Source organism: Vibrio sp. 10N.222.49.C12 (assembly GCF_041475025.1).
Classification (GTDB): domain Bacteria; phylum Pseudomonadota; class Gammaproteobacteria; order Enterobacterales; family Vibrionaceae; genus Vibrio; species Vibrio crassostreae_C.
Genome location: NZ_JBFRVF010000026.1, coordinates 95,774 through 120,143, shown reverse-complemented (window position 1 = coordinate 120,143; position 24,370 = coordinate 95,774). Strand labels below are relative to the sequence as shown.

Genomic DNA, 24,370 nt, shown 5'->3' with positions numbered 1-24,370 from the left:
GGTTCTGACTATGCAAGACACTCTAACAATCGTTCTGGCCGGCGGTGTTGGCTCTCGGCTTTCTCCCCTCACCGATAACCGTGCAAAACCTGCGGTACCTTTTGGTGGCAAATATCGAATCATCGATTTCACACTCGCGAACTGCCTGCACTCCGGACTTCGCCAAATTCTGGTGCTAACTCAGTACAAGTCTCACTCTTTGCAAAAACACTTACGTGATGGTTGGTCGGTGCTTAACCCCGAGCTCGGCGAATACATCACCAATGTTCCCCCACAAATGCGAACCGGTGATAGCTGGTACAGCGGTACTGCCGATGCGATTTATCAAAACTTGTATCTGCTGTCTCGCAGTGAAGCCAAGCATGTGGTGGTGTTATCTGGCGACCATATCTATCGCATGGATTACGCGCCAATGCTCAAGCAGCACAAAAAGAACGAGGCCGACCTAACCGTGGCGTGCATGGAGGTTTCGATTGACGAAGCTAAAGAGTTTGGTGTGATGGAGATAGACGAGTCTCTAGAGATCAATAACTTTACCGAGAAGCCACGTTACCCTGCATGTGTACCTGGTAGGCCGACTCGAAGCATGGCTTCAATGGGAATTTACATCTTTGATAAAGAAGTACTGACACAGGCATTATTGGCAGACGCAGAAGATCCAGACTCAAGCCACGATTTTGGTAAAGACATCATTCCGAAATTGGTGGGCAACAACAGTGTTTACGCATACAAGTTTGGGGATGAAGAAGGCCGAGTGACCCAAGATGCGTACTGGAGAGATGTTGGTACTATCGACTCTTATTACCAATCGAATATGGATCTGTTAAAGCCAGCTTCGCCAATCGATTTATATCAACCTGATTGGGCAATTCGTACTTACGAACCGCAGCTGCCACCCGCACGAACCATTGCTTCAGTTGAAGGTAATCAAGGAATATTCATCAACTCGATGATAGCGAATGGCGTTGTAATTGAAGGCGGCTCGGCGCAAAACTCAATCTTCTTCCCGAAAGTGAAAGTCAGCAATGCCGCGATTGTGATTGATAGTATTCTGTTTGAAGATGTTGAGATTGGAAAAAATTGCCACATACAAAACTGCATCATCGACAAGAACGTTAAGGTGCCTGACGGAACCCAGATCGGTCTTGATGGCCTTGCCGATGCGAAACGCTTCCACATATCAAAACAAGGCGTGATTGTGGTGCCCTCTTCTTACCAATTTGAAGAGTAACCTTTAACGTTGGAATAGCTTTTCTTTAAACGAAAAAAGGCAGCGAATTCGCTGCCTTCTTATTTATTCACACGGCTTCAGTTAAGCCTTAGCTATCCATGTATTCGATTAAACAGAAACCTTAGAAAGGCCCTAGCTCAATCATTTGAGCAATCACAACTGAAATCAAAGCGCCTACCGACCAGAACAAGAACAGTGGTAAGAAGAAACGAACCCACTTGGTGTAAGGCACTTTTGCAATAGCCAATACCGCTAACAAGCCACCATTGGTTGGGTAAATATAGTTAGAAATACCATCACCCAATTGAGAAGCCAGTGCCGCCACTTGACGAGTCACTTCACCAATATCTGCCAACGGAATAATGATTGGCATGGTAATCACCGCTTGGCCACTGCCCGACGGAATGAACAGGTTGATCGCAGCCTGCGAGAAGTAGATCCCTGCTGCTGCCACAAGTTTAGAGCTACCAGAAATGATTTGTGCAAGATAGAAGATAATAGAATCAACAATCTTCGCGTCTTCCATAATGGTTAGCACTGAACGAGCAAAGAAGATGATCAGCACTGCCACCAATACATCGCTAACACCTTTGGTCCAATACTCACAAATCTTGTTCGGAGATAAACCCGCAACCAAACCCGGAATGATCGCCATTGCCACAAACGCACCTGCGATCTCAGTAAAGCCAAAGCCCATCGTCAGAGTACCGAAGATCATGTATGCGAACACGCCTAAGAATGCGATGCCCGCAAGCTTTTCACGTGTGGTGAGTGTTTTCGCTTCAACGTTAGATTCGTAGTGGTAACCCGTACCGTGCAACAAACCTTTGGTCGGGTCTTGCTTAACTTTGCGCGCGTAGTTAAGTACATACCAAGCACCTGTTAGCAACATGAACATGCCAACAATAAAGCGATACCACATGCCTGAATACATAGGCAGTTCAGCGATAGTGTGTGCGATACCCGTAAAGAATGGGTTAGCCAAAGCGGCTGCGAAACCGGCACAACTTGCCAGTAAAACAACGCCAAGTGCCGTAATCGCGTCATAGCCAAGCTTGATACAGATCGGGATCATCAAAGAGATAAAGATGACATCAAGTTCACGCATACCGGTGAAGGTGACGTTGAAGAAAATCGCCGTCATGATCACAGGCGCAATTACGTACAAGCCTTGCTTCTTTAGCTTAGTAGTTAGTGCAACAACGGATGCGTCTAACAGACCCATGTGTTTGATAATGCCAAAAGCACCACCCACAAATACCACAACGCCCATCACGCCAGAAGCGGATTTGAAGCCTTTAAAAAATGATTCGAAAAAAGAGGCTAATGTTGTTGGGTTGCTGGTCAATTGTGTGTAGCTGTCTGGGTCGATAACCGTGCGGCCATTCATGACCACTCGCTCGAATTCACCAGCAGGGATGAAGTAAGTTGCAATTGCAGCAACGATCACCATGATAACCAAAGAGAGAAACGGGTGGTTTACTTCTTTCTCTGTGGGCGCTGCGTTAGCAGCTTGAGATGTAGGTACGGATGTAGGTACGGATGTAGATACCGTAGTCGTCATATAGACTCCTTATTTGTCAGCAACTAAGGTTCACTTAGCCGCCGGAGGGATTTTTGGAAAAACGAAACCCTTCACGCTGAACTAAGTTCGCGCTAATTTAGGTTGTTTCAAAAAGGCCTTTGATAGATGGTGCTCTCAAATGTACATAGTGAAGTAGTGAGAACTACTCTCTTTGCGTCCGAGCAAAATGCAGATGTTCAGCCAAGTCAGGCCAAACTGAATGAGGTCATTACAAGCAGGTAAACAGAAAAGTCTGTTTTGGTAATGCGTTTTTTATCAATTACAAAGACAAGCGGCGCATACTAGCACAACGAGTCATTAATTGTCAGAAAAGTGTGAGTTTCGTCATGCTTTGGTGAGCAAAAGAAAAGCGCCCACTAATAAGTAAGGCGCTTTTCTGCAATCGAATCGAGTTACTTAGGTGCTAATTCGTAGTTTTCTTGCATCTCATGAGGGGCAATCCCGTACTCATAATCCGCTAAGTAGCCATCCTTATAGACCTTCATTCCCTTCTCATCCCAGCTCACTTTGATCATCGCCGTGTTGCCATCTTCACTGCCTAACAGCTCCAGCATTTCTGCATCAATCTTAATGGCTTTGATGGTTTTAATACGCTTAAACGGCTTAAATTCAGTGGCCGAGAATACGATGGCCGAGCGATAACGCTTAAGCTTGAGTCCAATCGCAAAGATTCTCGATTGTTGCTCAAACTGCAACATATTGATCTAGGCTCAATTGATGAGTCTCGCATTTCAGAACTTGTGCGATTCAAAGTCGAAACGCCGGTTCGTTATGAAGGTGACATTAATTATTGGCGTCAGGGCGTCGAATTTCCTGTCGATCAACTGGCATCCAATAAAGAAGTCGATATTCGAGCACGCATTACCATACCCGAGTCTCAACTTACAGCAGGAGAGTTTCACTTCAATATGGAGTGGGCAGTTGAGTGTCTATAAATTAGTAACTTAAGCTGAGTTTTTAATCAAAGAAGAAAAAGTGAGTGAGCTGGAAAGAAAATCAATGGAGTGACAAGTTCGGAATTATAAAACCGATAAAGAGAGATTCACTGGGAATTCGCTGTAGGTTAGCGCAAATTATCAAGGATGGAGTTTTTTTGAACATGTCTTTAAAACACGAAACATAATATGCGATCAGTTCATCGGACTTTCAAGGGAGTAACAAGAGAATATTTGATAACACTGAAGTCAATCACACATGTGCTAATTCTCAGTTGGTTAATCTATGCGATGTTTGCTACGTTTAAATGACACAGTCATTGGAAAGGTATGATTTATGAAAATAAATGTTCAAACACATCATGTATCAATTAACGACGAGTCACGCAAAGACATCGAAGGTAAATTCGAGAAGATATCTAACCATTTCCCATCACTGATCAGTTGCGACATCATCATTACTAAAGAACACGGTCAACATCAGGTTGAAGTATTCACCAACTACGAAGGTGTACGAGTAACAGCAAAATCGACAGACGATGTTATGTACCCAGCTATCGCTGCAGCACTTAAGAAACTTGAAGCGGGCCTAAGTAACCGTAAGGGACAATTGAAAGCCGACCTACACGAGAAACCAACAAGCACGAAGCCAGAGATTGCTTCGGACATCATCCAAGAGATGAAATTGGTATAAATCGATAAGTAGTTAAAGCGAAATAACGAATAGAAACTTATTAAGAATTTCAAAGCCAGCATACATTGCTGGCTTTTTCGATCTTAAAGCCAAGCAAACCTTCGCTTCTTTACCGTCCCTCGAATTCAGCTCAACCCCACATCATTATTAACGCCCTTAAGTTCTTAGCAGCTATAACAATCACTTGTGGTATTTGATACAGTTATAAGCAGAAATTTAGACCACAACGGAATGTTTATTATGAAGAAAATCGCGTTGATACTTTTCCTTGCTACTCAATTAATGGCTTGTACCGAGGTTGGCAGTGAAGCTTGGTGTGCGGATATGAAAGAAAAGCCTAAAGGTGACTGGACGGCTAATGAAGCGGGCGATTTTGCCAAGCACTGCATTTTCTAGGCGGGTTGTATTTAGCAGTTCAGTACACCCCACTCAATGAAGCAAGTGAGTAGTTGCAGTATGGTTTACTTATCTCTGTAAAACGGTACAAACAAAAAATCGCATAAGTTAACGCTTATGCGATTTTTGTATGGAGAGATTCCTAGCTAATTTGTTAGGAACTTAAAGAACAATCATCCCATCTCGATAAGTCAGTGATGGTGCTACATCTTGACCAAGTAAGACTGGGCCATCGAGGTCGACGATTTCAGATTGAACGGCGATAGGCAGAGCTGCACGCATCGCCAGCGATGTACCGAGCATACAACCCGACATCAGCGTAAATCCTAGCCTTTGAGCTTCTTCAGCAAGTACCAATGCTTCGGTCAAACCACCTGTTTTATCGAGCTTGATGTTGACCATTTCATATTTGCCTAACAAAGATGAAAGTTGCGAAGTGGTATGACAGCTTTCATCAGCACACAGTGGTATCGGGTGCTTGATGTGCGCCAATGAGGCATCGTGCTGTTGGGGTAACGGCTGCTCGATCATCGTAATATCAAATTCTACCAGTTGATTGAACAACTCTTCGAGATTCAATCCTGTCCACGCTTCATTCGCATCCAATACAATTTGAACATCTGCCGCAGCTTCTCGTACCGCGCGAACACGCTCTACCACCTGCTCGCCGTCAAGCTTCACTTTCAGAAGTTTCGCACCATTCGCGACATAGTCTCGAGCCTGAGTCGCCATGGCTTCTGGCGTGCCAATCGAGACTGTCATTGCAGTCACGATTTGAGCAGGCAACTCAAACAAGCTATTCGGAAACGTCTGGTCGTTCTGCTGAGCTTCAAAATCCCAAAGCGCACAATCGACCGCATTGCGCGCTGCCCCTCCGGTCAATAAAGACTGAAGATGATCTCTTAGCTCTGCCGGATCAGTAACGCCTCGTTCAAACATAGCTTCAAGTGCGCTAGACGCTTGTTGGATTTGCGCTAACACAGACTCCGATGACTCGCCGTATCGTGGGTAAGGCGTGCATTCGCCCTGAGCTCGTTTGCCACCATGTTCAATGTAAACACGAACAACGTGACACTCAGTTCGACTGCCACGAGAGATGCGAAAAGGCGTTTGCATCGCGATAATAATGGGTTCAGCTGTAATCTTCATAATTTCACTCGGTTGATGTTCACTTTAACAAATGGAAACGTAGAAATGATGAAGTCGTTAAAGTGAATGTCGCAAATGATCAGTAATGTGTTGTACACCAAAGCGCACTGGGTCCGTCACTGGCACTTGATAGAGTGTGGTCCATTCTTGGCACAATGTCTCAGCCTCTTCAATGCTAATCGCCGACGTGTTCAAGCAGATACCCACCAGCTTCGCGTCTGGATTAGTCAGTCGCGCCGCTTGCAAGTTGGCTTCAATCGTCTGTTCTATGCTTGGTAATTTAGCATGAGGAAGGTTACGAATATGTGGTCGCCCAACTTCATGACACAGCACTAAGGCATCAGCTTGTGCGCCATGTAAAAGACCCAAACTCACGCCTGCAAACGAAGGGTTGAACAAAGAGCCTTGCCCTTCAATGATGTCCCAATCGTGGTCGGTAAAATCAGGGCTAATCGCTTCAACTGCGCCAGAAATAAAATCCGCAACCACCGCATCAATCGAAATACCGCTGCCTTCAATCAAAATACCTGTCTGCCCTGTCGCTTTAAACTGAGCGGATGTTCCCGCTTGTTTAAGCGACTTTTCAATCGCTAATGCCGAGAACATTTTGCCTACTGAGCAATCAGTTCCGACAGTAAGCAGGCGCTTACCTTGACGAAGCTTACCGTTACCAACATTAAGAACACCGTCAAAATGGCGTACATCATGAAGCTTAGTCAATCCTTGTTGCTGCATGTCAGCAAGCGGTGAAAATTCACTCAATCGTTGGTGCATGCCAGATGCAATCTCATATCCCATTTCTGCAGCGGCCATAATGGTTGACTGCCAAGAATCAGGAATAACGCCACCCGGATTTGCGGTACCAACCACTAAGGTTTTAGCGCCCTGCGCTTGCGCCTCTTGCAGGGTCATATCCGTTAAGCCCAGTGAAACGGTATCACCCGTTAAACGCAGTTGACCTAGGCAGATTTCTGGTCGCCATTGATGAATACCGCGAGCTGTTTTTGCAGCGAGTGGGTCAGTAACATCCCCAAGAAAAAGAAGGTAAGGTTGAGCGATCGACATGAGTATTCCTAATTAATAAGCCCTTGTATGGGTTTACTTTAATTAAGAACTTCGAAGCTGCCGAATGCCTATTTATGGCGAGCCTATAACCTTAAGTTATAGGGTGAGTATGGATTTTCAATGAAGCGATAAATTGCTTAACGGAAATCGACTGAGGGGTGTGCTCTGCGCAAAGCATCGATACCGAAAATTGGATGTCTGGTTGAAGCGGCAACACACAGACCGCATCGTCATTTTGATATTGCTCTGCCGTCCACGGATCAACAATCGCAAACCCCGCTTGGTGCTTGACCAGTTCCGCCGCCGCGCTATACCCACGTACAGATATCGGGTGGTGATAATGCTGCTCACGTGCAATAAGGCGTTGATGTAACAGGAGGCCTAATGGATCGCGGCTATCGAGCCCGATGATTGGCAGCGGATAATTGATCAGATCATCTAACGTTAATTCCGCGGGGAAATGATCAACCGTATTGGAAGGAACCAAAACCTTTAGTGATTCGGTTAATAGCGTTTCACTTAATATCGCAGGCGGTGCTTCATCGCCAAACGCGATAGCAATATCAAGCTCATGCTTTAATAACCCAGCACACAGCTCATCACGGTTTGCAGTCAGCAACTCAAAAGAGAGATCTTGCTTACTGCCATTTTGCTCGCGAGACATTTGGGCGATTACCGGAGTCAGTAATTTAGTCGCTAAAATCGGCGGCGCACCAATGCGTAAATGCTGATGGCCTTGCTTCACTTTGTTGGTCAGAGATCGAAATTGCCCCAATTGCTGATACACCTTTTCCGCTTCTGGCAGCAAGGTTTTCGCTTCAACCGTTGGTACTAAGCGCCCTTTAACTCGTTCGAATAAGCCAAACCCAAGTTGTTGCTCCGTGTGCGCCAAAATACGGGTCACGTTTGGTTGCGACACATGCAAGCTGCGAGCGGCTCCAGATACGGTTCCGGTCTGCATAATGGCGTAAAAGACTTCCAATTGTCTTAGGTTCACATTGATGTCCTTATGGTTCGCGAAACAAATCTAGGGTTTGGCTTTTCTTGTATTAGCTAAGCTGTTTATCGGTCTAGCTAGCATTTTGCGTGAGTCTATTTTAGTAGCTCAGCTATCGTAGGTTGAAGTATCTCAGCCCAAGTTTGATAAGCCTTCGCATTCAAATGCAGATCATCACACGAGTACTTGTTCGACAACAGCTTATTAGGCGACAATACTGAATTCACATCTAAGAACGCAATGCCTTGCTGTGTACAGTACTCGCTTAGCTTGCTATTGAGCAGTTCAACCGACGGATTTAAACCTTGCAGTTTAGAGCCAACATAAAGCGTTGATTGCACCAATATGCGAATCTCATTTTCTTGCCACACCTTAAGCATATCAATGTAGTTCTGGTAGATATGGTCGACATCATAACCCTGAGCTAAATCGTTTATCCCTGCCATAAAACACACCAGCTTTGGCTTCACATTCAACGTGGTATCAATACGGCGCAACATGCCAGTTGTGGTGTCACCCGCTAAGCCACGGTTGACCATCGAAACATCGCGAAAGATATCCGCCCACGGGGCCCATTCGGTGATCGAATCACCAAACATGACTAGGTCTGCACTTGGGGAAAAATGGCGATGGTTATCTGATGTCATGATGTAACGACTCATACTGTGGCCTCGTTGCTGAATCTCAGACTGAAGAGCGACTGCCTTGAGGATCTCGCTATCTGGAGTGGCGCTATCAAATTGAGCTAGCAATCCTTCGATATGAGGCTTAAAAGGGCTAAGACGAGTACTCAGTTGATGATGTTCTTTAAGGGAAGATAACCTCTCTAGTAATGCATACAAAGAGCAGTTTTGACCAACTTCTTGGAATAACTGATAGAGATCGAGGACAGAGTGTTGCTGTAGCGCGGCAAGTAATTGCTTGTCTTCCATGGTGTTATCTAACCCTTCAATTATCTGATGATGAACTCAAGATAATATCCGATTGCGTACGGGATAGATAACACTAGAAGCAGATCGTTACTTTTACTAGAAGTAAATAGTTACTTTTCTTTGATTAATAGATGATTACGATTATCACGACTTTTCTTAATCAGCTCGTTGCTCTCATCCATTTCATCAGATTTAGCAAGACGATCGTAAAGCAGCACATTCACTGTTGCAGCCAAGTTCATGCAGCCAACCGTTGGTACGTACACAACATGATCGGCTCTGTCGGCGACATCTTGAGAAATAGAGCCGTCTTCAGGGCCAAAGATATAAATGGCATTTTCTGGGTGTTTAAAACGCGGTAGTGGTGTTGCACCTTCTGCGAGTTCTACGCAAACGATCTTAGTTTCTGGATCAAGATTGTCTAAAAACGACTCAACACCAGTCAACGGGATAGTACGCGCAGCACTCTTAGTATCGGTGTGGAATTTTGCGGCTTTTTCGTAGCGTTGCCCTGTGTATTTAACTTCGTCGACTTGGTAACAACCAGCCGCACGCATAACAGCACCAACGTTTGTCGGGCTCTTTGGGTTAGTTAAACCAATAGTCACATGGCTTTTGTTCATGAATCTTTCTCACTTAACGAATAGACATAGCAGGGTGCTACAAAGCGTCGCATTCTAACAAAGCAGCGTCGAATTCAAAAGCATCGATACAAACTCACTTTTTCGCGCTTAAGCCTCTAGTTGCAAGGCTTCTCACCCCAAAAACCTAACCGTCATCATATTTATAAAACAAAAACACTCTAGGATAACAATTAAACAACAAGCCCATTTACATTTTGAAACCACATTAATAATGTGTTGAAAATTACATGAGACAATCACACAGGAAGCGTGACATGACCCTAACCATCAAAAACCGCCTTTATATTCTCTCTTTTATTCCACTGCTACTGATGGCAATTGGGATGATGAGCGTGACGTATATGAAGAGCACCGAGCTAACCGCACAACAAGTAGAATCGACGCGTAGCAATATGATGGCGATGAAAGAAAAGGAACTTAAAGCGTATCTGCAAATGGCTCAATCTTCTATTAGCCCGTTCTTGGAAAGAGGTGCAACATTAGAAGAAGCCTTACCGACATTAAGAACTCTCGAATATGGCGAGTCTGGCTACATCTTTGGCTACGACTCTAAAGGCGTTCGAGTAGTTGTTGGGCAAAATAACGATGGCATTGGTAAAAACTACTACGACCTGCAAGACAAAAAAGGCAACTACCTGATTCGTGACTTGATCAAGAACTCAAAGCTTGGTGAGTTCACCACCTACTACTTTCCAAAACTTGGTCAATCAGAAGCTCTACCGAAACTGAGCTACTCGATATTCGTTCCCCAGTGGGACTTGATGCTAGGCACAGGTTTTTATACTGACGACATCGATGCTGTAATCGCAGAGATGAAAGAGAGCTCGAATGTCGCGTTACAAAGCTCATTGACGGCGATCGCTATATTCTGTGGTTTGATTGCCCTAGTAGTTGCTGCGTTTGCCGTTGCCGTCAACCGCACAATCATGCGACCACTCGAGCAGTTTGATCGTTCAATCAGCGCATTCGCGAGTGGCGAAGCCGATTTAACCGCTCGAATGGAAACATTTAAAGCGCCTGAGTTCACTAAGCTCAGCGAGAACTTCAACGCCTTCGTGGCAAGCCTTCAAACCATCATTCGCAGCGTAAGCGATGTCGGTCAGCAAGTCGTAGCCGAGACATCTAGCATGTCTTCTCGCGCTGCGCAGGTCGACGAGATTGCTACTGGGCAACGTGAAGAGACTGAACAAGTTGCAACGGCGATGACTGAAATGACCACAACGGCGCAAGAGATCTCGAGCAACGCTAGCCAAGCGGCGGATTCCGCTAAACTTGCAGAGGGCAATGCCAAAGAAGCGCAACAGATAGTAAACGCCGCTGCAGATTCGGTGGCAGGCCTAGCGAGCGAAGTATCAGAAGCCAACACTGTCGTGTCTCGTTTAGAAGGTGATGTGCAGAATATCTCCTCTTCGTTGGCGGTCATCCAAGACATTGCCGAGCAAACTAACCTACTCGCGTTGAATGCCGCGATTGAAGCTGCACGTGCAGGCGAACAAGGTCGTGGGTTTGCTGTGGTTGCCGATGAGGTTCGTAAACTGGCAAGCCGTACTCAAGAAAGCACTGGCGACATTCACAAGATGATTGAGCAACTTAAAGCTGCCTCAGATGCTGCTGTGAAAGCGATGGATTCAAGTCAAAACCGAAGTGCGCAAACCGTGGAAGAAGCGAATGCCGCAGCCAAAGCACTGGCGAAGATCCAAGCGTCGATTGATACCATCATGGACATGAACTCGCTTATTGCGACAGCCACTGAACAGCAAAATATTGTAGGACAAGAAATATCTCAACGCATCGTGGTGATTTCTGACCAAAGCTCACAATCGGCAGAACTCGCGAATCAAAACCGTACAGGTAGCCAAAACCTCAACAGTCGTGCAAATGAGCTGTATCACTTGGTGGATCGCTTCACCGTCTAATACATTTTCGGTCTAGTAAGCCGTAATCAAACGATAATTAATCCTAAAACACGCCGGGCTTCAGAATCTCTATTCTGAAGCCTGTTTTTATCGGTGGAGGTTTTAAGCCATACACTAACCCAATTGCTCAGAAAGGAAGTCCACCAGCAGGCGAACCTTTGAAGATAAGTTGCGGTTCTGAGGATAAAGCGCCCAGATCCCTTCTTTGTCATCTCGATAATCGGACAGCACCTCAACCAACTCACCAGAATCAAGGTCTTCACTCACATAGTATTCAGGCAACTGCACCAAGCCAATGCTCTGCTTAGCTGCGTCTAACAAGGCTAAACCACTGTTGCACTTAATGCGTCCGTTAACACGAACTGAGCGAGGGCGTCTATTTTCTTTGAAACGCCAATGTTCAAATCCACCGACTAAACATTGGTGATTATTTAATTCTGATAATGTATGCGGCTCGCCATAACGTTCAATATATTCAGGGCTTGCACATACATAAAGTTGGCGTTGAGACAGCCTCTTTGCCACAAGGCTTGAATCTTCCAAGCGGCCAAGACGAATCGCAACATCAACACCCGAATCGATAAGATCGAGCTTTTGATTGGTCAGCATCAGCTCAAGCTCTACTTGCGGGTGAAGCTTTAAGAATTGATGCAGTATTGGGGCGAGTTGGCGCTCACCATAAGTCACAGGCGCGGTGACTTTCAGTAAGCCTTTGGGTGTGGATTGCATCTGCGTGACCGCAAGCTCAGCAATTTCTAAACCTTCGACCAACAACTTACATTGTTGGTAATAGAGTTGCCCAGCCTCTGTAAGAGACACCTTTCGAGTCGTTCGATTGAGCAGTTTCACTGCGAGTCGTTCTTCGAGGTTTGCTACTCTACGACTGATTTGAGCCACCGACGTAGCGAGCTTCTGCGCCGCACCAGTAAAGCTTTCACGCTCTGCCACTGCAACAAACTCACTTACCCCTTCCCAATTGGCCATGCCTTTACCTTATGCTGAACTTTGGTTACCCATACAGTGTATTGAAGTTAGATATCAGTGTCACCTTGCTTGATATGCGCTGTGCATTAATCTTCGGCACCTATAGTCATTCCCTTACAGAACCATATTTTTGTCCTAACATTAACCTCATCCCCTATTGCTAGGGTGAGAATCTCTAAAACACTGGTACAACAAAGTAAGGTATCCCTTTGAAAAAGTTAATCATACTTGCATCAACTCTTGTACTCAGCACCACTGCGTTTGCAGCAACTAAAACAACAATTCAAGAAACAACGCTAAAATCTGACACATATGCTAGTGAAGTCGAAGCATACGATGCAGGCACCAACCTTATGGATGAGTTACGCGCAAAAACACCTTTTGAGCTTTCAAGAGAACTGCCACAGTTCCAACAGACAACCAAATACGATTCGTTCAAGATTGATGATGCAAATATGGAAGTGAAAAAGATCACTAACATGAACGGCGACATCCACTACCAAGCGAACGTAAAAGTGGACTACCGTTACACATACAAAGACGGTCTTAGCAGCTAACACTGAGTGATTGATCAGGTCTAAAAACTGATCACCTAGTCAAAAAGAAAGCCCGCACTCATAGAGTGCGGGCTTTTTGTCGTTCACCGCTGATTAATGGGACTCAATACGAGCAACCATTATCAGCTCATATTCGTCTGTCTAATTTTGAAAATTACACTTCAAACTGAGACACAAGGCTATCTAGCGCTTCACACTGTTCAGCCAATGCCATACATGCATTTTCTGCGCTGCTTGCCATCTCAACCATTTGCATGGTGCTTTCAGCGATGCGTTGAACATTCTTATTCACTTCTTCAGACACTTGAGACTGTTGCGAAGCCGCCGTAGCAATTTGTGTGTTCATGTCATTCATCTTGCCAATTGAGTTACGAATCTCACTCAATGAAGATGCTGCAGTTCCTGCTTGAACAATGGTTTTCTCGCCACTCACTTTGCTTTCAGTCATCACACCAACCGCGTGTTTAGCACCCACTTCTAAGCGTTCAATCATTGATTGGATTTCGCCAGTGCTGTCTTGAGTTTTACTCGCAAGCGCTCGAACTTCATCAGCCACAACCGCAAAGCCACGGCCTTGTTCACCCGCTCGTGCCGCTTCAATAGCCGCATTCAAAGCAAGTAGGTTGGTTTGCTCTGCAATGCCTTTGATCACACCAAGGATTGAGGCAATGTTCTTCACGTCTGTGTCCAGCTCTTGAACAACACCGCCCGCGTTCTCGATATCTTGCGCAAGGCGTTCAATCGAAGTCACGGTCAAGCCAAGCGTGGTGTCTGCCGATTCCACTTCATGATTGGCAACATTACTGGCGGTTGCCGCATCTAATGCATTACCACTCACCACTTCACTGGTTGCTTGCATCTCATGAACCGCCGCCGCGACTACTTCACTTTCACGCTGTTGGTTCGATGAAAATTCAGCAACACTTTGCGTTAACGATTTAATGTTTTCCATCTCAGCGCGTACCGCATTCGATGTAAAAATAACTTGTTCGACGGTGACATGGATCTTGCCAACAAACTGGTTGAAAGCAGAACTTAAACGAGCGATCTCATCATTACCTTCGACCTTCATACGTTGAGACAAGTTACCGTCGCCCGATGCGATCTCATTCATCGCTTTCTCTACGTTCTGGATTGGCTGAACGATAAACCGATTGGATAACCACATAGCGAAAAGTGCAGCGAAAACAGCAACGGCCATACCCACTTCAATGATCAACTTACTCGATTCAATAGAGTCATCGGCTTGCTGGCGAAGCTCTTTCTGTTTCAATTCGATCAGAGTTCGGATATCGCGCAGTTGAGTACGAATGATCGCAAACTCTGCGTCAAGCGCTGGCGAGTAATCAATATTGTATTGGTCTGCGTTTGCTGGATCAGCGAACATTGGCTCGTGCAGTGCCACCCACTTGCTCATCGCATTAACAAGCTTTGATAACTCATCACGTGAAGATGGATCCAACACGCCCGCTTGATATAAGGTTTCAACACTTTGAAAACGAGGAACCGCTTTGTAAGCGTTGTCTTTAAATTCAAACTTTTGGTACTCGATCGCCGCTTGGTCTTTAGCAAGCAACAGACCTTGTGCCGAAGCGATAATCTGGTAGATATCTCGGTAGCCATCTTCTAGGTTATCTAGGACTGGCTGAACCACATTATTGAGCTCGTTATTAATCGCAGCTTGAGCATTTGATCTGATAACGTTGAGCACAGTAACAGTAGAAAAAACAATCACAATCACAAACAGCGGGATCGCGATTTTACTCTTAATCGAAAGATTATTGATATTCATTGGGATTAATAACCACACTTCAAATAGGGATGCGCGCGCAATATACAGCACACATATGAAGTCTCGCTAAGGATTTGTGAGCCTCATCTCATAGCAAACGATATCGTCAAATTTCGTGGTGATTATTCGACCATAGCTCAACTCCCAAACGTTAAGGCATGCTCTGATTTAGACTTATTTTCCGCTGATACACGCAAATACTGGAGAAGTGTGAGAAATAACACCATAATGTAGGGCTCTAAAATAAGTAGGTAAGAACATGAAAATTTGTGGTGTTGAAATCAAAGGTAACGATGCAGTCATCTGTCTTCTTTCTCTATCAGATGGTGTATTTAACATTCCTGATTGCCGAGTTTCTAAAGTTTCAATTAGCGACGCAAACGACACACAGAATATGAAAGACTTTCAATTCTCTTTTGCAAAGTTAATGGAAGACTACCAAGTAGATAAAGTTGTAATTCGTCAACGCCAAACTAAAGGCAAATTTGCTGGCGGTGGCTTTGGTTTCAAACTAGAAGCAGCAATTCAACTGATCGACGGCCTAGACGTAACCGTTGTATCACCGGCTGACATCAAAGAGAGCCTCAAGCGCAACCCTCTAATGATGAAATTCAAAGAAACTGGCCTTAAGCAATACCAAGAAGCACCGTTTACTACGGCATACGCTTGCTTGATGAAGCGCTAATCAAAAGTCGCTAGCCAATATTTGATACAGAAAGAGCCTGAATATTCAGGCTCTTTTTTGTTTCTAGTTACTGACGTTAAGTGGAGTTAATTATGATATACACACTACCGCTCTAACACTGTTCGCCTGCGAGCCTTAATCCATTCTGGCTTCCTCACCACCAAATAAACCGCCGCAGCAGACAAGGCAAAGCCCATCGCGCCATAGATGTCGAACGACTCACCGAAAATAAGCCAAGCTTGAATTGCTGTCGTCGGTGGAACTAAGTAAAACACTGAGGCCACACTTGAAGATGCACCGTGTTCTACCATGTAAAGCAACAATAATATGGCAACACAAGACAGAACAACCACCAGCCAAATTAGAGTCAACGTGAATTCTATCGTCCAGTTTACTTGCATCGTTTCGTAACGCATTGCGAACGGCAGAAACAACGCGGCAGAAGCCAAATATTGCACCATCGCACCGCCGACCATATCTGTCCCCTGACAGAAGCGCTTCTGATACAAAGTGCCGCAGGTAATACCCACCAAAGAAACCAAACACAATAACGTTGCCAAGCCTTTTTGGTCGTCTGACTGCCATTCAATATTGCCCATCAACACCAAACTAATACCCGCAAAACCAAGCGCCAATCCCAACCACTGTGCAAAATTAAAACGCTGCGAAGTACAGCTGATCATAATCAAGGCGGTCAGAATCGGTTGTAAGCCAACAAGTAGAGAGCTCAACCCGGCGGGCATACCCATATCAATCGCCAGATAGGTGCCACCAAGGTAGAAACCATGAATCAAGATGCCAACCACACTTGCGTGGAAGAATGCTCGACCACGAGGAATACGACGCTTAAGGATTGCAATCAAAACCAAGAACAGCGCAACGTTGGCCACCATCCTCAATGAAAGTAATGTTGCGGGTTCCGCGTATTCCACACCAAGACGTGCGCCGACAAAACCTGACGACCACAATATTACAAACACAAACGGAATCATTTTAATCAGCATTACAAACCTCTGGTCAACTCTTCATCAATGCTGTTACCTTAGTTGGGTACAGATAACTAATAAAGATACAGATATAACACTTTGAATGGTTACAGATTGAGAGTGAGCAACGAGGGAGAAAAACGTGGAAGCAGAACTCAGCGGCAATAAATACCTTGCTACCGAACAACATATTAAGGCTCAGATCGATAAGGGGCTCTTTCATCCAGACGATCGCCTTCCCTCGATCCGCCAGTTAAGCGAACAGCTTGGCGTAAGCAAAAATACCGTAATTCGCGCCTATCAAGAACTGGAAGCGACAGGCTGGGTTTATTCAGTACCTAAATCTGGCTATCGCGTGAAAGCACCGAACACCACCAGCTGGGATGCATCAAGCCAACCTCAAAAAGTCGATCTGTTGTCTGTCACCAAATCGGTACTCTCTCGTCCAAAAGGTCGCCTGAAACTGTTGGCAGGCTCCGCGCACCCGAACATCAACAATCCTGCGATTCGTAGCTTGTATGCCGAGATTGGCCGTCACAGTCGATTACAAACTCAGCTTCCCGGTTATTACCAATTACCCCCCGGCGACGAGCAATTAGTAAAGCAATTGTTAAAGATCACTCATGATCTTGGTGTGCCTGCGGGATCGAAAGAGATTGCAATTACTCATGGTGCTCAACAGGCGATCAGTCTAGCTTTGCGTGCGCTCACCAAGCCCGGCGACATCGTGGCGGTCGAGTCGCCCTGTTATTTCGGTAATCTACTTTTACTTGAATCACTTGGATTGCAAGCACTTGAAATCCCAAGCAGCGTTAGCCACGGTATTGATATCCCATCACTACAGAGTGCGTTGGACAAATGGGAAGTGAAAACCTTACTGCTAACGCCAAACTTTACTAACCCAACCGGCTCAAGAATGCCATTGGCGAATCGAAAAGCATTACTGGAGATCACCGGATCTTTACCAATTATCGAAGACGATGTGTTCGGTAGCTTGGCATTCGACACACCAATCGCGAGCCTCAAAGAGCTTGATGATCAAGATAGAGTCATCTACGTTAACTCACTGTCTAAAACATTAGACTCACGCTTGCGAATCGGTTGGTTACTGTCTGGGCGCTACCAACCTTTGGTCGAAAAGTACCTTTTATGCGACAACATGGGCAGCTCAAACCTGATGCAATCCGCGGTAGGGCAATTCCTCACTACCGGTAAATATCGCAGCCACTTATCCAAAATGAAACGGCTCTACCAAACCAACCAAAAGCAATTCCAAAGCCTGTTAATACAAGCACTAGATAGCCACCCACACCTTGTCGGGCAATACCACCTATCAAAACCGGAAGGCTCTTTTTTAAACTGGATAACACTGCCTGAATCGGTCGATAGCTACGCGGTCTATCAAGACTGTTTAAAGCATAAGTTGGGGATTTTACCCGGAACAGTATTTGGCACCAACGACCAATATAAACACTGCTTGCGCTTTACTGTTGCCAACATTGAAGAGAGCAAAGAGTGGAAAGAAGGGGTTGTGACACTAGCGAAGATAATCGCTAAGCACGTGCGTTAGGTTACCTTTCTAATTACCATTTAGACCAAAACAACAAAGCCCCATTCAACTGAGTGGGGCTTTCATCATTATCATATCTTGAGTTGCTTAAATACGATGGTTAGTTAAATACGATTACCCTTGCCAAGCGAACTGTTCAAAAACTTTGTCGACTGGCGTTTTAGCAACGTGGTTTACGTAATTACTGATCACTTTCTGAGACAGGCCAAGAATCACTTCTAGCACTTGTTGCTGACCGTAGCCCGCTTCGAAAAATGCTGCCATTTCACTTTCAGGCACATTGCCGCGGTTACGCACCATGCTCAGCGTAAAATCATGCAGTGCTTGCAATTTTTCAGTGGGTAGAGCCGTGCGATTACGCAGTGCTTCGGTGATTGCAGGATCAACCTTCATTGAATGTGCGATACCTGTGTGCGCTGGAACGCAGTAGTGACATTCGTGTTCAACGTTGATGGTTTGCCAAACAACCGTTAGCTCTTCAGCATCGAAAGATGAGTCACTAAATGCCTGATGAAGCTGGGTGTAAGCCTTAAGTGTGTTTGGAGATTCAGCCAACACACCAAACAAGCCCGGCACTCTGCCCATCTGCTTTTTAGCGCCCTCAAGAATAGGTTGGCTTTGCTCTGGCGCGGATTCTACTGAGTGAATTTTGAAGTTGCTCATTGCTCTATCCCTATCAATTTTCGGTTCTAAAGTTATTCAATCACGGAGCAATTAATGAATGTTCTCCGTTGGTGTGAAAACAATATAGATCAAACAAGAACGATCGTTCAAGTGTTATTTTGAACACTCGTTCAAAATATACATTGAAGCCTGACGGATATCTTTTGTTCATAACGAGAAAGCCCAACAGGCAACACCTGATGGGCTTTCTCTTTTTCTCAATTTTTTGCAAGCGGCTACCAATATTCTGCGTGAGCCAAGCCTTTAACACAACTCGACTTGCCACTTGTTACTTTGATTTCACCACCAGTTAACAATTGAGCCAACCAACCGTGAGGGAAACTCAATTCAAAGGGCGCTGGGACCTGCTCAACGGTAATTTGCCCAAAGCCCACTTTTGAATAGTAGTCAGGATCACCGTACGTCACTGCAAGCTCAATACCCTGCTCTTTTAGAAACTGCAAACCGAAGTTAATCAGGCGCTGACCAATACCACGCTTTTGCATCTGAGTGCTCACCGCCACTGGCGAAAGCAAATATGCCTTGGTTTCATCATCAAATGAAAGCGGCGTAAAGATAATCGCACCCACAATCGTGCTATCCGCATCCGACTCACTAGAATCGTCTTCAATTAGCTCATAAACATACTTCTTTTTAACTGAATTTTGCCAATTTCTAAATCATTCAATAATGGACGAACGTTAACTAAACGATAAATAAACTCACCGAGTGAATACTTAAATCAACCACACATATACACCAGAAATTCCTGCTTAAATTTTTTAGAAAAATTCAAAATTTATTAGAAATTAACCCCTAACTTTACTGAGTATTTTGTTAGTCTTGGAAACAATTATTTACAATCCAAACAAAATTTAATTGGATCGCTTGAGGTTGTTTTTCTTGAATATGAAATTATTCGGCAGTTCTTTGATTCTGTCAGGAACTGCATTAGGGGCTGGCATGCTCGCTATTCCCATGGTGTTGGCCCAATTTGGCTTCATGATCAGCTCAGTGCTGATGCTACTTATCTTTATCGGCACCACATACTCTGCACTCCTCCTGGCAGAAGCATGCACTAAAACCAAAGACAACAGTGGCATGAGCAGTGTTGCTTACCTCACTCTGGGCAGCAAAGGTAAACACTTTATCAATGCACTCTTTTACCTGTTGCTAGTATGCATGTTGATCGCTTATATCTTGGGTGTCGGTGACATCATTCATAAGCTACTGCTCGACGTTGGTGTCGATGTATCAGCATCCGTTGCGTATACCATTTTCAGCCTATTGATGGGTGCTATCGTCGTCTCGGGCAAGTCTTATATCGACAAACTGAATCGCGGGCTATTCATCTTGATGGTCGTGATGCTGTTTATCGTTATCGCGTCGTTGTTTAGCAACATTCGCCTTGATTACCTTACTCAAACCAGCCAATACACAGCCAATGATGTGGTGCAATACAGCGCGGTTATCTTTACCAGCTTTGCCTCTATGGTGGTGATCCCATCACTGGTGATCTACAACCGTGAAGCGACTCAAAAGCAGATCCGCAATATGATTCTGCTTGGCTCAGTGATTCCATTAATTTGCTACCTGACTTGGTTATTCGCGATTATCGGCAACCTCGGCACAGACGCGATCAGCCAGTTCCACAATATCTCTGAGTTGATCTCTGCGTTCAGCGGCCAATCTGCTTGGTTGAAAGTGGTGATCGCTCTGTTCTCTGCTCTAGCCTTGGTGACTTCTTTCCTCGGCGTGTCGATGGCGCTTTACGACCAAAACAAAGATGCGGTGACCAACAACAAAGCGTTGGCTTATGCGCTAACCTTCATCTTACCTTTGGTATTAGCTGAGCTGTTCGCTAGCCAGTTTGTAAGCATGCTGGACTATGCAGGTATGGTGCTGGTGTTCCTAGCTATCTGGGGCCCACTCGCAATGGTAGTTAAGGTTCGCAGACCTGACTTCCCTCACCTACAAACCGAAGGCAGCTACACAGCAGCCGGTGGCGACACGGCATTAATGGCGACATTTGGTTTTGGTGCGTTGATTTTCGTGTCTTGGTTTATGGGGTAGATCCCCATTGAATGGACTATCTGTTGCCATTTAGAAGACAGCAGATACAAATAGCCCGTTAGTCCTGCTATTAAAAGTAGAGACTAACGGGCATTTTACTTCTTATTGAGTGCTTGCTAGTTAGCTCTTAAACGTACTCGCAATATCTTTCAATGAAGCTGCTAACTGAGCTTGTTCTTTGGCTGTTGCAGCTATTTGCGTTGCACCTGTCGTAGATTCTGTCGACTTCTGCTCTACTGCCATGACGTTTTGAGCAATATCTTGAGTCACTACCGCTTGCTCTTCGGTAGCGGTTGCGATCTGCTCAGTCATGCTAAAGATCTCGCTCACCGATGCTGAGATACCTTGTAAGGTGTGTTCCACCTCTTTTGAATCCTCAACCGCTTTAGACGACATCTTCTGGCTGTTATCAATCACATTAAACGCCGTTTGAACATCGGACTGTAGCGAGCTGATAAAGCCTTCAATTTCAGCTGTCGATTGCTGAGTACGTTGTGCTAGCGTGCGAACTTCATCAGCCACTACCGCGAATCCACGGCCTTGCTCACCCGCTCGTGCCGCTTCAATTGCCGCGTTCAATGCCAGTAGGTTGGTTTGTTCTGCTACCGACTTAATCACATCAATCACACTGTTAATGCTATTGCTGCTCTCGTGTAGATGCGTGATTTTTTCCGCTAGGTCATTAATTTCAGAAGCCAGTTTTTCGATAGAGTGGTAAGAGTTTTGAACCGTACTCAAACCTTCTTGCGACTGCTCATCGACCAGTTTAGCGGAGCTTGCTGTCTGCTGAGTTTTAGCGGCCACTTCATTTACCGTTGCTGATAACTCTTCTGTCGCAGTCGCAACTAAGCCTATTTGGTCTTGTTGTTGAACTAGCGTGTTCGAGTTGTAGTGACAAGTTTGCGAGGTTTCTTCAGCAGCTGAAGCTAAAGTCAGACTCGACTGAGACAGGTTGTCGATAACGTTTGAAAACTTCTCTAGGGTTTCGTTGAGTGCAGAAGAGATCTGTCCAAGTTCGCTGTTACCAACGTACTTAGCGCGAACTGTTAAGTCGTTGTCATTACGAACCTTAGACAACATCACTGTAAGATCTTTTACTCTCATCGTCAGGTCGCTGATCGCCTTATAGCTCACGAAGGTCGCGAACAAGGTTATCAAAGCAAACAGACCAATACTCATCATCATCGCAGACTGCGCCTCTGACATTTTTTTCTCTGTCAGTGCGATAAGCGACTCTGCTAGGTGGTTTTCTGTTTTCTTTAGCTGAACAATACGAGCGGTAGATTGCGAGAACCAGTACACAGGATCAACATCAAAACCGCTCATCTTAGATTCAGCCAAACCACGAAGCTTTTCTACTTCTGCCACCGAACGATCATTCAATTGCTGTTCAAAGAAACGAACGTTAGCTGGGTTACTCAATACCTCAAAGTTTGAGAAATAGGTATTTTGCTCAGTCACCAAAGAGATGAATTTAACCAACATGCCTGGGCCAAATTCATTTTTAGAGAAGGTATTATTTAGGACAGCACGCTCGATACCCGCTCGCTCTTTACCTTGTAAAAAGTTGTAGTAAGCGATGGTTTCAGTGGTGATGGCAGCATCAGAGCTAAGCTCAGCAATTAACGCCGATACGCTCAGCAGCTTTGCATTAAGTTGGGTGTAATAACCCAAAGCCTCAGACAGCGGAATCGATTGAGAATCGACCCGATTACGAATAGAAGTGATTTGATTTAGGCTTTGGCTTATTTCAGTGTTCAGCCGAGTGATCTGCGGTAAATCGATTTCAGCAGATTGCCAGTATTCGGTTTTCAGATTACGTCTATTATCTGCACTGGCTCTTTGTGCACGTAGTTCACTGACAAACTTAGTGCCCTGTGAGCCGATAAACCCAGCCGTCATTCCACGCTCTTTTTGTAACTCATGCACAAGTTCACTGTACACAACCGACAAACGGGTAAGTTGGTTTAATGAAGACAATTCACTGGTGGTTTCTACGCCTTTTGAAATCGCAGAAACGCTAAGCCATAGAAATCCCAAGATCGGTAAAATAAGCAAAGCGATGATTTTTTGCTTAAAAGACATATCGGTTAATTTCATTATCATTTCCCTAGCAGCTAACAAATCTTTTCAGTCATCTAACTCGCACACCCTTAATAAGATGCGCCTCAATTGTGACTGTATAATTATTCAACTTGATCAATGTGCATCAATTACCGTGACACACAGATCGCGATGCGATGAAGGTAACATTTAACCTTACAAAATTCATTGATTTACCGATAAAACTGTTAGCTAAGCGACCTAACGATACCCAAAACACATGCGACAACATTTTATTGACGTAAGCGACTGAAATCTGACACACTTTAACTACCCAAAAGGGGTAGGCCTGCACCAATTATGTGCTCAGAGAAAACGATATATTCAGAACTAACTATAGATTCAACGCTCACCAGCGATTGATTCACAACTAATCAACTCCCTATTCTGCGCTGATTAACTGTCTATTCCTCGTTAACTAAATATGTATAATGCCGAATTATTAAAGTAGAGATTCGCAATAAATATGCGACAATAACTGAGAGATATTTTATGGACTGTCCCGCTTGCGAAGAACATATCGGTTGGGAATGGGTAGAAGAAGCGGCTATTGAACCCAATGAGGAATTCGATTGTCCAGAGTGCGAAGCAACATTGATGTACACCATCGATGAAGGCACCTACTACGGCGCTCAGCACAAGACCGTAGAAGTTATTGATGATTAAGATTATTTCCTGATGATCTGGATGTTTTATTAACTCTTTGATGTTCTAAGCCTGCGCAAAGCAGCTAAACACACCTTTACTAGAACGGGCGTTCAGCATAAAATATTGAACATATGTTCAGATTAATGAAGTAGATGTTATGGCCAAGACTGCGAAGTTCGATAGACAAGATGTAGTAGATAAAGCAACGAACCTGTATTGGGAAAAGGGCTTTCATGCGACTTCTATGCGTAACCTGCAAGACGTGATTGATATGCGTCCGGGCAGCATCTACGCGACTTTTGGCAGCAAAGAAGGTTTGTTTAAAGAGACGCTTGCTCGCTATACCGAACTTGGCATCCTCAATCTGAACCGCTTCCGCAGCGAAACGGATTCTCCAATCAAAGCGCTCGAAAATTTCGTGAAACGTGCGGTTGTCGAATCAAAACAAAGTTCGCCAAATGGCATGTGTATGCTGGCTAAAACGGTCGCAGAGCTGACTGATGAACACGCAGAGCTATTAGCAGAAGCGAAGAAATCACTCAAAATCATGGAAGGTGAGTTCGCCAAGTTGATTACAGAAGCACAAGAACTGGGTGAGATAAGCAAAGAGCGTGAACCTGTTCAGCTTGCTCGACATGTTCAAGTTCAGATCGCAGGCTTGCGTACCTACGCCAAAACCTGTGACGACATCGATTTGCTTAACTCAATGGTTGAAGACGTATTTAAGTATCATCCTTTTTAAAAGCTCAACTTGTTTTAGAAGCC

22 protein-coding genes and 2 pseudogenes are annotated in these 24,370 nt (G+C 44.9%); 11 read left to right on the top strand and 13 right to left on the bottom strand.

Annotation, left to right across the window (positions count from 1 at the left end):
* The first annotated feature begins 10 nt into the window (after positions 1-10).
* A complete protein-coding gene (gene glgC, locus AB4583_RS10210; protein WP_017069804.1) occupies positions 11-1,231 on the top strand; it encodes a glucose-1-phosphate adenylyltransferase in 1,221 nt (406 codons plus the stop codon).
* Between the two features lie 121 nt (positions 1,232-1,352).
* On the opposite strand, the gene AB4583_RS10205 is transcribed toward glgC, so the two are convergent.
* A complete protein-coding gene (locus tag AB4583_RS10205) occupies positions 1,353-2,795 on the bottom strand; it encodes a YfcC family protein (protein WP_372117236.1) in 1,443 nt (480 codons plus the stop codon).
* Between the two features lie 413 nt (positions 2,796-3,208).
* Positions 3,209-3,436: pseudogene (locus AB4583_RS10200) on the bottom strand (hypothetical protein); the annotation flags it as partial.
* A 57-nt stretch (positions 3,437-3,493) separates the two neighbouring features.
* Here AB4583_RS10200 and AB4583_RS10195 point away from each other — a divergent pair.
* The 3 genes from AB4583_RS10195 (at position 3,494) to AB4583_RS10185 (ending at position 4,841) form a co-directional block, all read left to right on the top strand.
* Positions 3,494-3,751, top strand: coding sequence for a hypothetical protein (locus tag AB4583_RS10195; RefSeq protein WP_229648214.1), 258 nt, complete (start codon positions 3,494-3,496; stop codon positions 3,749-3,751).
* Positions 3,752-4,088: 337 nt separating this feature from the next.
* Positions 4,089-4,445, top strand: a complete 357-nt coding sequence (gene hpf, locus AB4583_RS10190) for a ribosome hibernation-promoting factor, HPF/YfiA family (protein ID WP_017061680.1) — start codon at positions 4,089-4,091, stop codon at positions 4,443-4,445.
* A 240-nt stretch (positions 4,446-4,685) separates the two neighbouring features.
* Complete coding sequence (locus AB4583_RS10185) at positions 4,686-4,841, top strand: DUF3012 domain-containing protein (RefSeq protein ID WP_017061679.1); 156 nt, start codon at positions 4,686-4,688, stop codon at positions 4,839-4,841.
* A 162-nt stretch (positions 4,842-5,003) separates the two neighbouring features.
* Here AB4583_RS10185 and dgcA read toward each other — a convergent pair whose 3' ends face one another.
* The 5 genes from dgcA to AB4583_RS10160 form a co-directional block, all read right to left on the bottom strand.
* Positions 5,004-5,990, bottom strand: a complete 987-nt coding sequence (dgcA, locus tag AB4583_RS10180; protein ID WP_372117235.1) for an N-acetyl-D-Glu racemase DgcA — start codon at positions 5,988-5,990, stop codon at positions 5,004-5,006.
* A gap of 57 nt (positions 5,991-6,047) precedes the next feature.
* On the bottom strand, positions 6,048-7,055 hold the full coding sequence (dgcN, locus tag AB4583_RS10175) for an N-acetyltransferase DgcN (protein WP_372117233.1): 1,008 nt from the start codon (positions 7,053-7,055) through the stop codon (positions 6,048-6,050).
* Between the two features lie 91 nt (positions 7,056-7,146).
* Positions 7,147-8,052, bottom strand: coding sequence for a LysR family transcriptional regulator (locus AB4583_RS10170; protein ID WP_102320893.1), 906 nt, complete (start codon positions 8,050-8,052; stop codon positions 7,147-7,149).
* A 95-nt stretch (positions 8,053-8,147) separates the two neighbouring features.
* Positions 8,148-8,984 (bottom strand): SGNH/GDSL hydrolase family protein, encoded by an 837-nt coding sequence (locus AB4583_RS10165; protein WP_017069800.1) that lies wholly within the window; start codon positions 8,982-8,984, stop codon positions 8,148-8,150.
* Positions 8,985-9,094: 110 nt separating this feature from the next.
* Entirely contained in the window at positions 9,095-9,607 is a 513-nt protein-coding gene (locus tag AB4583_RS10160) for an RNA methyltransferase (protein ID WP_017061674.1), read from the bottom strand.
* 275 nt (positions 9,608-9,882) lie between these two features.
* On the opposite strand from AB4583_RS10160, the gene AB4583_RS10155 reads away from it, so the two are divergent.
* On the top strand, positions 9,883-11,544 hold the full coding sequence (locus tag AB4583_RS10155; protein WP_017064932.1) for a methyl-accepting chemotaxis protein: 1,662 nt from the start codon (positions 9,883-9,885) through the stop codon (positions 11,542-11,544).
* 114 nt (positions 11,545-11,658) lie between these two features.
* On the opposite strand, the gene AB4583_RS10150 is transcribed toward AB4583_RS10155, so the two are convergent.
* Positions 11,659-12,528 (bottom strand): LysR family transcriptional regulator, encoded by an 870-nt coding sequence (locus AB4583_RS10150; protein ID WP_372117230.1) that lies wholly within the window; start codon positions 12,526-12,528, stop codon positions 11,659-11,661.
* A gap of 209 nt (positions 12,529-12,737) precedes the next feature.
* Here AB4583_RS10150 and AB4583_RS10145 point away from each other — a divergent pair, with 209 nt between their 5' ends.
* Complete coding sequence (locus AB4583_RS10145; RefSeq protein ID WP_017064934.1) at positions 12,738-13,085, top strand: DUF3316 domain-containing protein; 348 nt, start codon at positions 12,738-12,740, stop codon at positions 13,083-13,085.
* Positions 13,086-13,239: 154 nt separating this feature from the next.
* On the opposite strand, the gene AB4583_RS10140 is transcribed toward AB4583_RS10145, so the two are convergent.
* Positions 13,240-14,877: a methyl-accepting chemotaxis protein gene (locus AB4583_RS10140; protein WP_372117228.1), complete on the bottom strand. Its 1,638-nt coding sequence runs from the start codon at positions 14,875-14,877 to the stop codon at positions 13,240-13,242.
* 259 nt (positions 14,878-15,136) lie between these two features.
* On the opposite strand from AB4583_RS10140, the gene AB4583_RS10135 reads away from it, so the two are divergent.
* Complete coding sequence (locus AB4583_RS10135) at positions 15,137-15,562, top strand: DUF3010 family protein (protein ID WP_017069797.1); 426 nt, start codon at positions 15,137-15,139, stop codon at positions 15,560-15,562.
* A 104-nt stretch (positions 15,563-15,666) separates the two neighbouring features.
* On the opposite strand, the gene AB4583_RS10130 is transcribed toward AB4583_RS10135, so the two are convergent.
* Positions 15,667-16,566 carry a DMT family transporter gene (locus tag AB4583_RS10130; RefSeq protein WP_372117225.1) on the bottom strand — a complete coding sequence of 300 codons (900 nt, stop codon included), beginning with the start codon at positions 16,564-16,566 and terminating at the stop codon, positions 15,667-15,669.
* A 124-nt stretch (positions 16,567-16,690) separates the two neighbouring features.
* Here AB4583_RS10130 and AB4583_RS10125 point away from each other — a divergent pair, with 124 nt between their 5' ends.
* The gene (locus AB4583_RS10125) at positions 16,691-18,118 is read left to right on the top strand and encodes an aminotransferase class I/II-fold pyridoxal phosphate-dependent enzyme (protein WP_171732861.1); all 1,428 of its coding nucleotides are present in this window, start codon (positions 16,691-16,693) and stop codon (positions 18,116-18,118) included.
* Between the two features lie 114 nt (positions 18,119-18,232).
* Here the strand turns inward: AB4583_RS10125 and AB4583_RS10120 are convergent, their stop codons facing one another.
* Both AB4583_RS10120 and AB4583_RS10115 read right to left on the bottom strand, forming a co-directional pair.
* The gene (locus AB4583_RS10120) at positions 18,233-18,781 is read right to left on the bottom strand and encodes a carboxymuconolactone decarboxylase family protein (RefSeq protein ID WP_017061666.1); all 549 of its coding nucleotides are present in this window, start codon (positions 18,779-18,781) and stop codon (positions 18,233-18,235) included.
* Between the two features lie 236 nt (positions 18,782-19,017).
* Positions 19,018-19,416: pseudogene (locus tag AB4583_RS10115) on the bottom strand (GNAT family N-acetyltransferase); the annotation flags it as partial.
* A 274-nt stretch (positions 19,417-19,690) separates the two neighbouring features.
* Between AB4583_RS10115 and AB4583_RS10110 the strand changes: the two are divergent.
* On the top strand, positions 19,691-20,854 hold the full coding sequence (locus AB4583_RS10110) for an amino acid permease (protein WP_017061663.1): 1,164 nt from the start codon (positions 19,691-19,693) through the stop codon (positions 20,852-20,854).
* Positions 20,855-20,974: 120 nt separating this feature from the next.
* On the opposite strand, the gene AB4583_RS10105 is transcribed toward AB4583_RS10110, so the two are convergent.
* Positions 20,975-22,954 carry a methyl-accepting chemotaxis protein gene (locus AB4583_RS10105; RefSeq protein ID WP_372117222.1) on the bottom strand — a complete coding sequence of 660 codons (1,980 nt, stop codon included), beginning with the start codon at positions 22,952-22,954 and terminating at the stop codon, positions 20,975-20,977.
* 495 nt (positions 22,955-23,449) lie between these two features.
* On the opposite strand from AB4583_RS10105, the gene AB4583_RS10100 reads away from it, so the two are divergent.
* Both AB4583_RS10100 and AB4583_RS10095 read left to right on the top strand, forming a co-directional pair.
* Entirely contained in the window at positions 23,450-23,623 is a 174-nt protein-coding gene (locus tag AB4583_RS10100) for a hypothetical protein (protein ID WP_017061661.1), read from the top strand.
* Between the two features lie 139 nt (positions 23,624-23,762).
* The gene (locus tag AB4583_RS10095; RefSeq protein ID WP_372117220.1) at positions 23,763-24,347 is read left to right on the top strand and encodes a TetR/AcrR family transcriptional regulator; all 585 of its coding nucleotides are present in this window, start codon (positions 23,763-23,765) and stop codon (positions 24,345-24,347) included.
* Positions 24,348-24,370 lie beyond the last annotated feature (23 nt).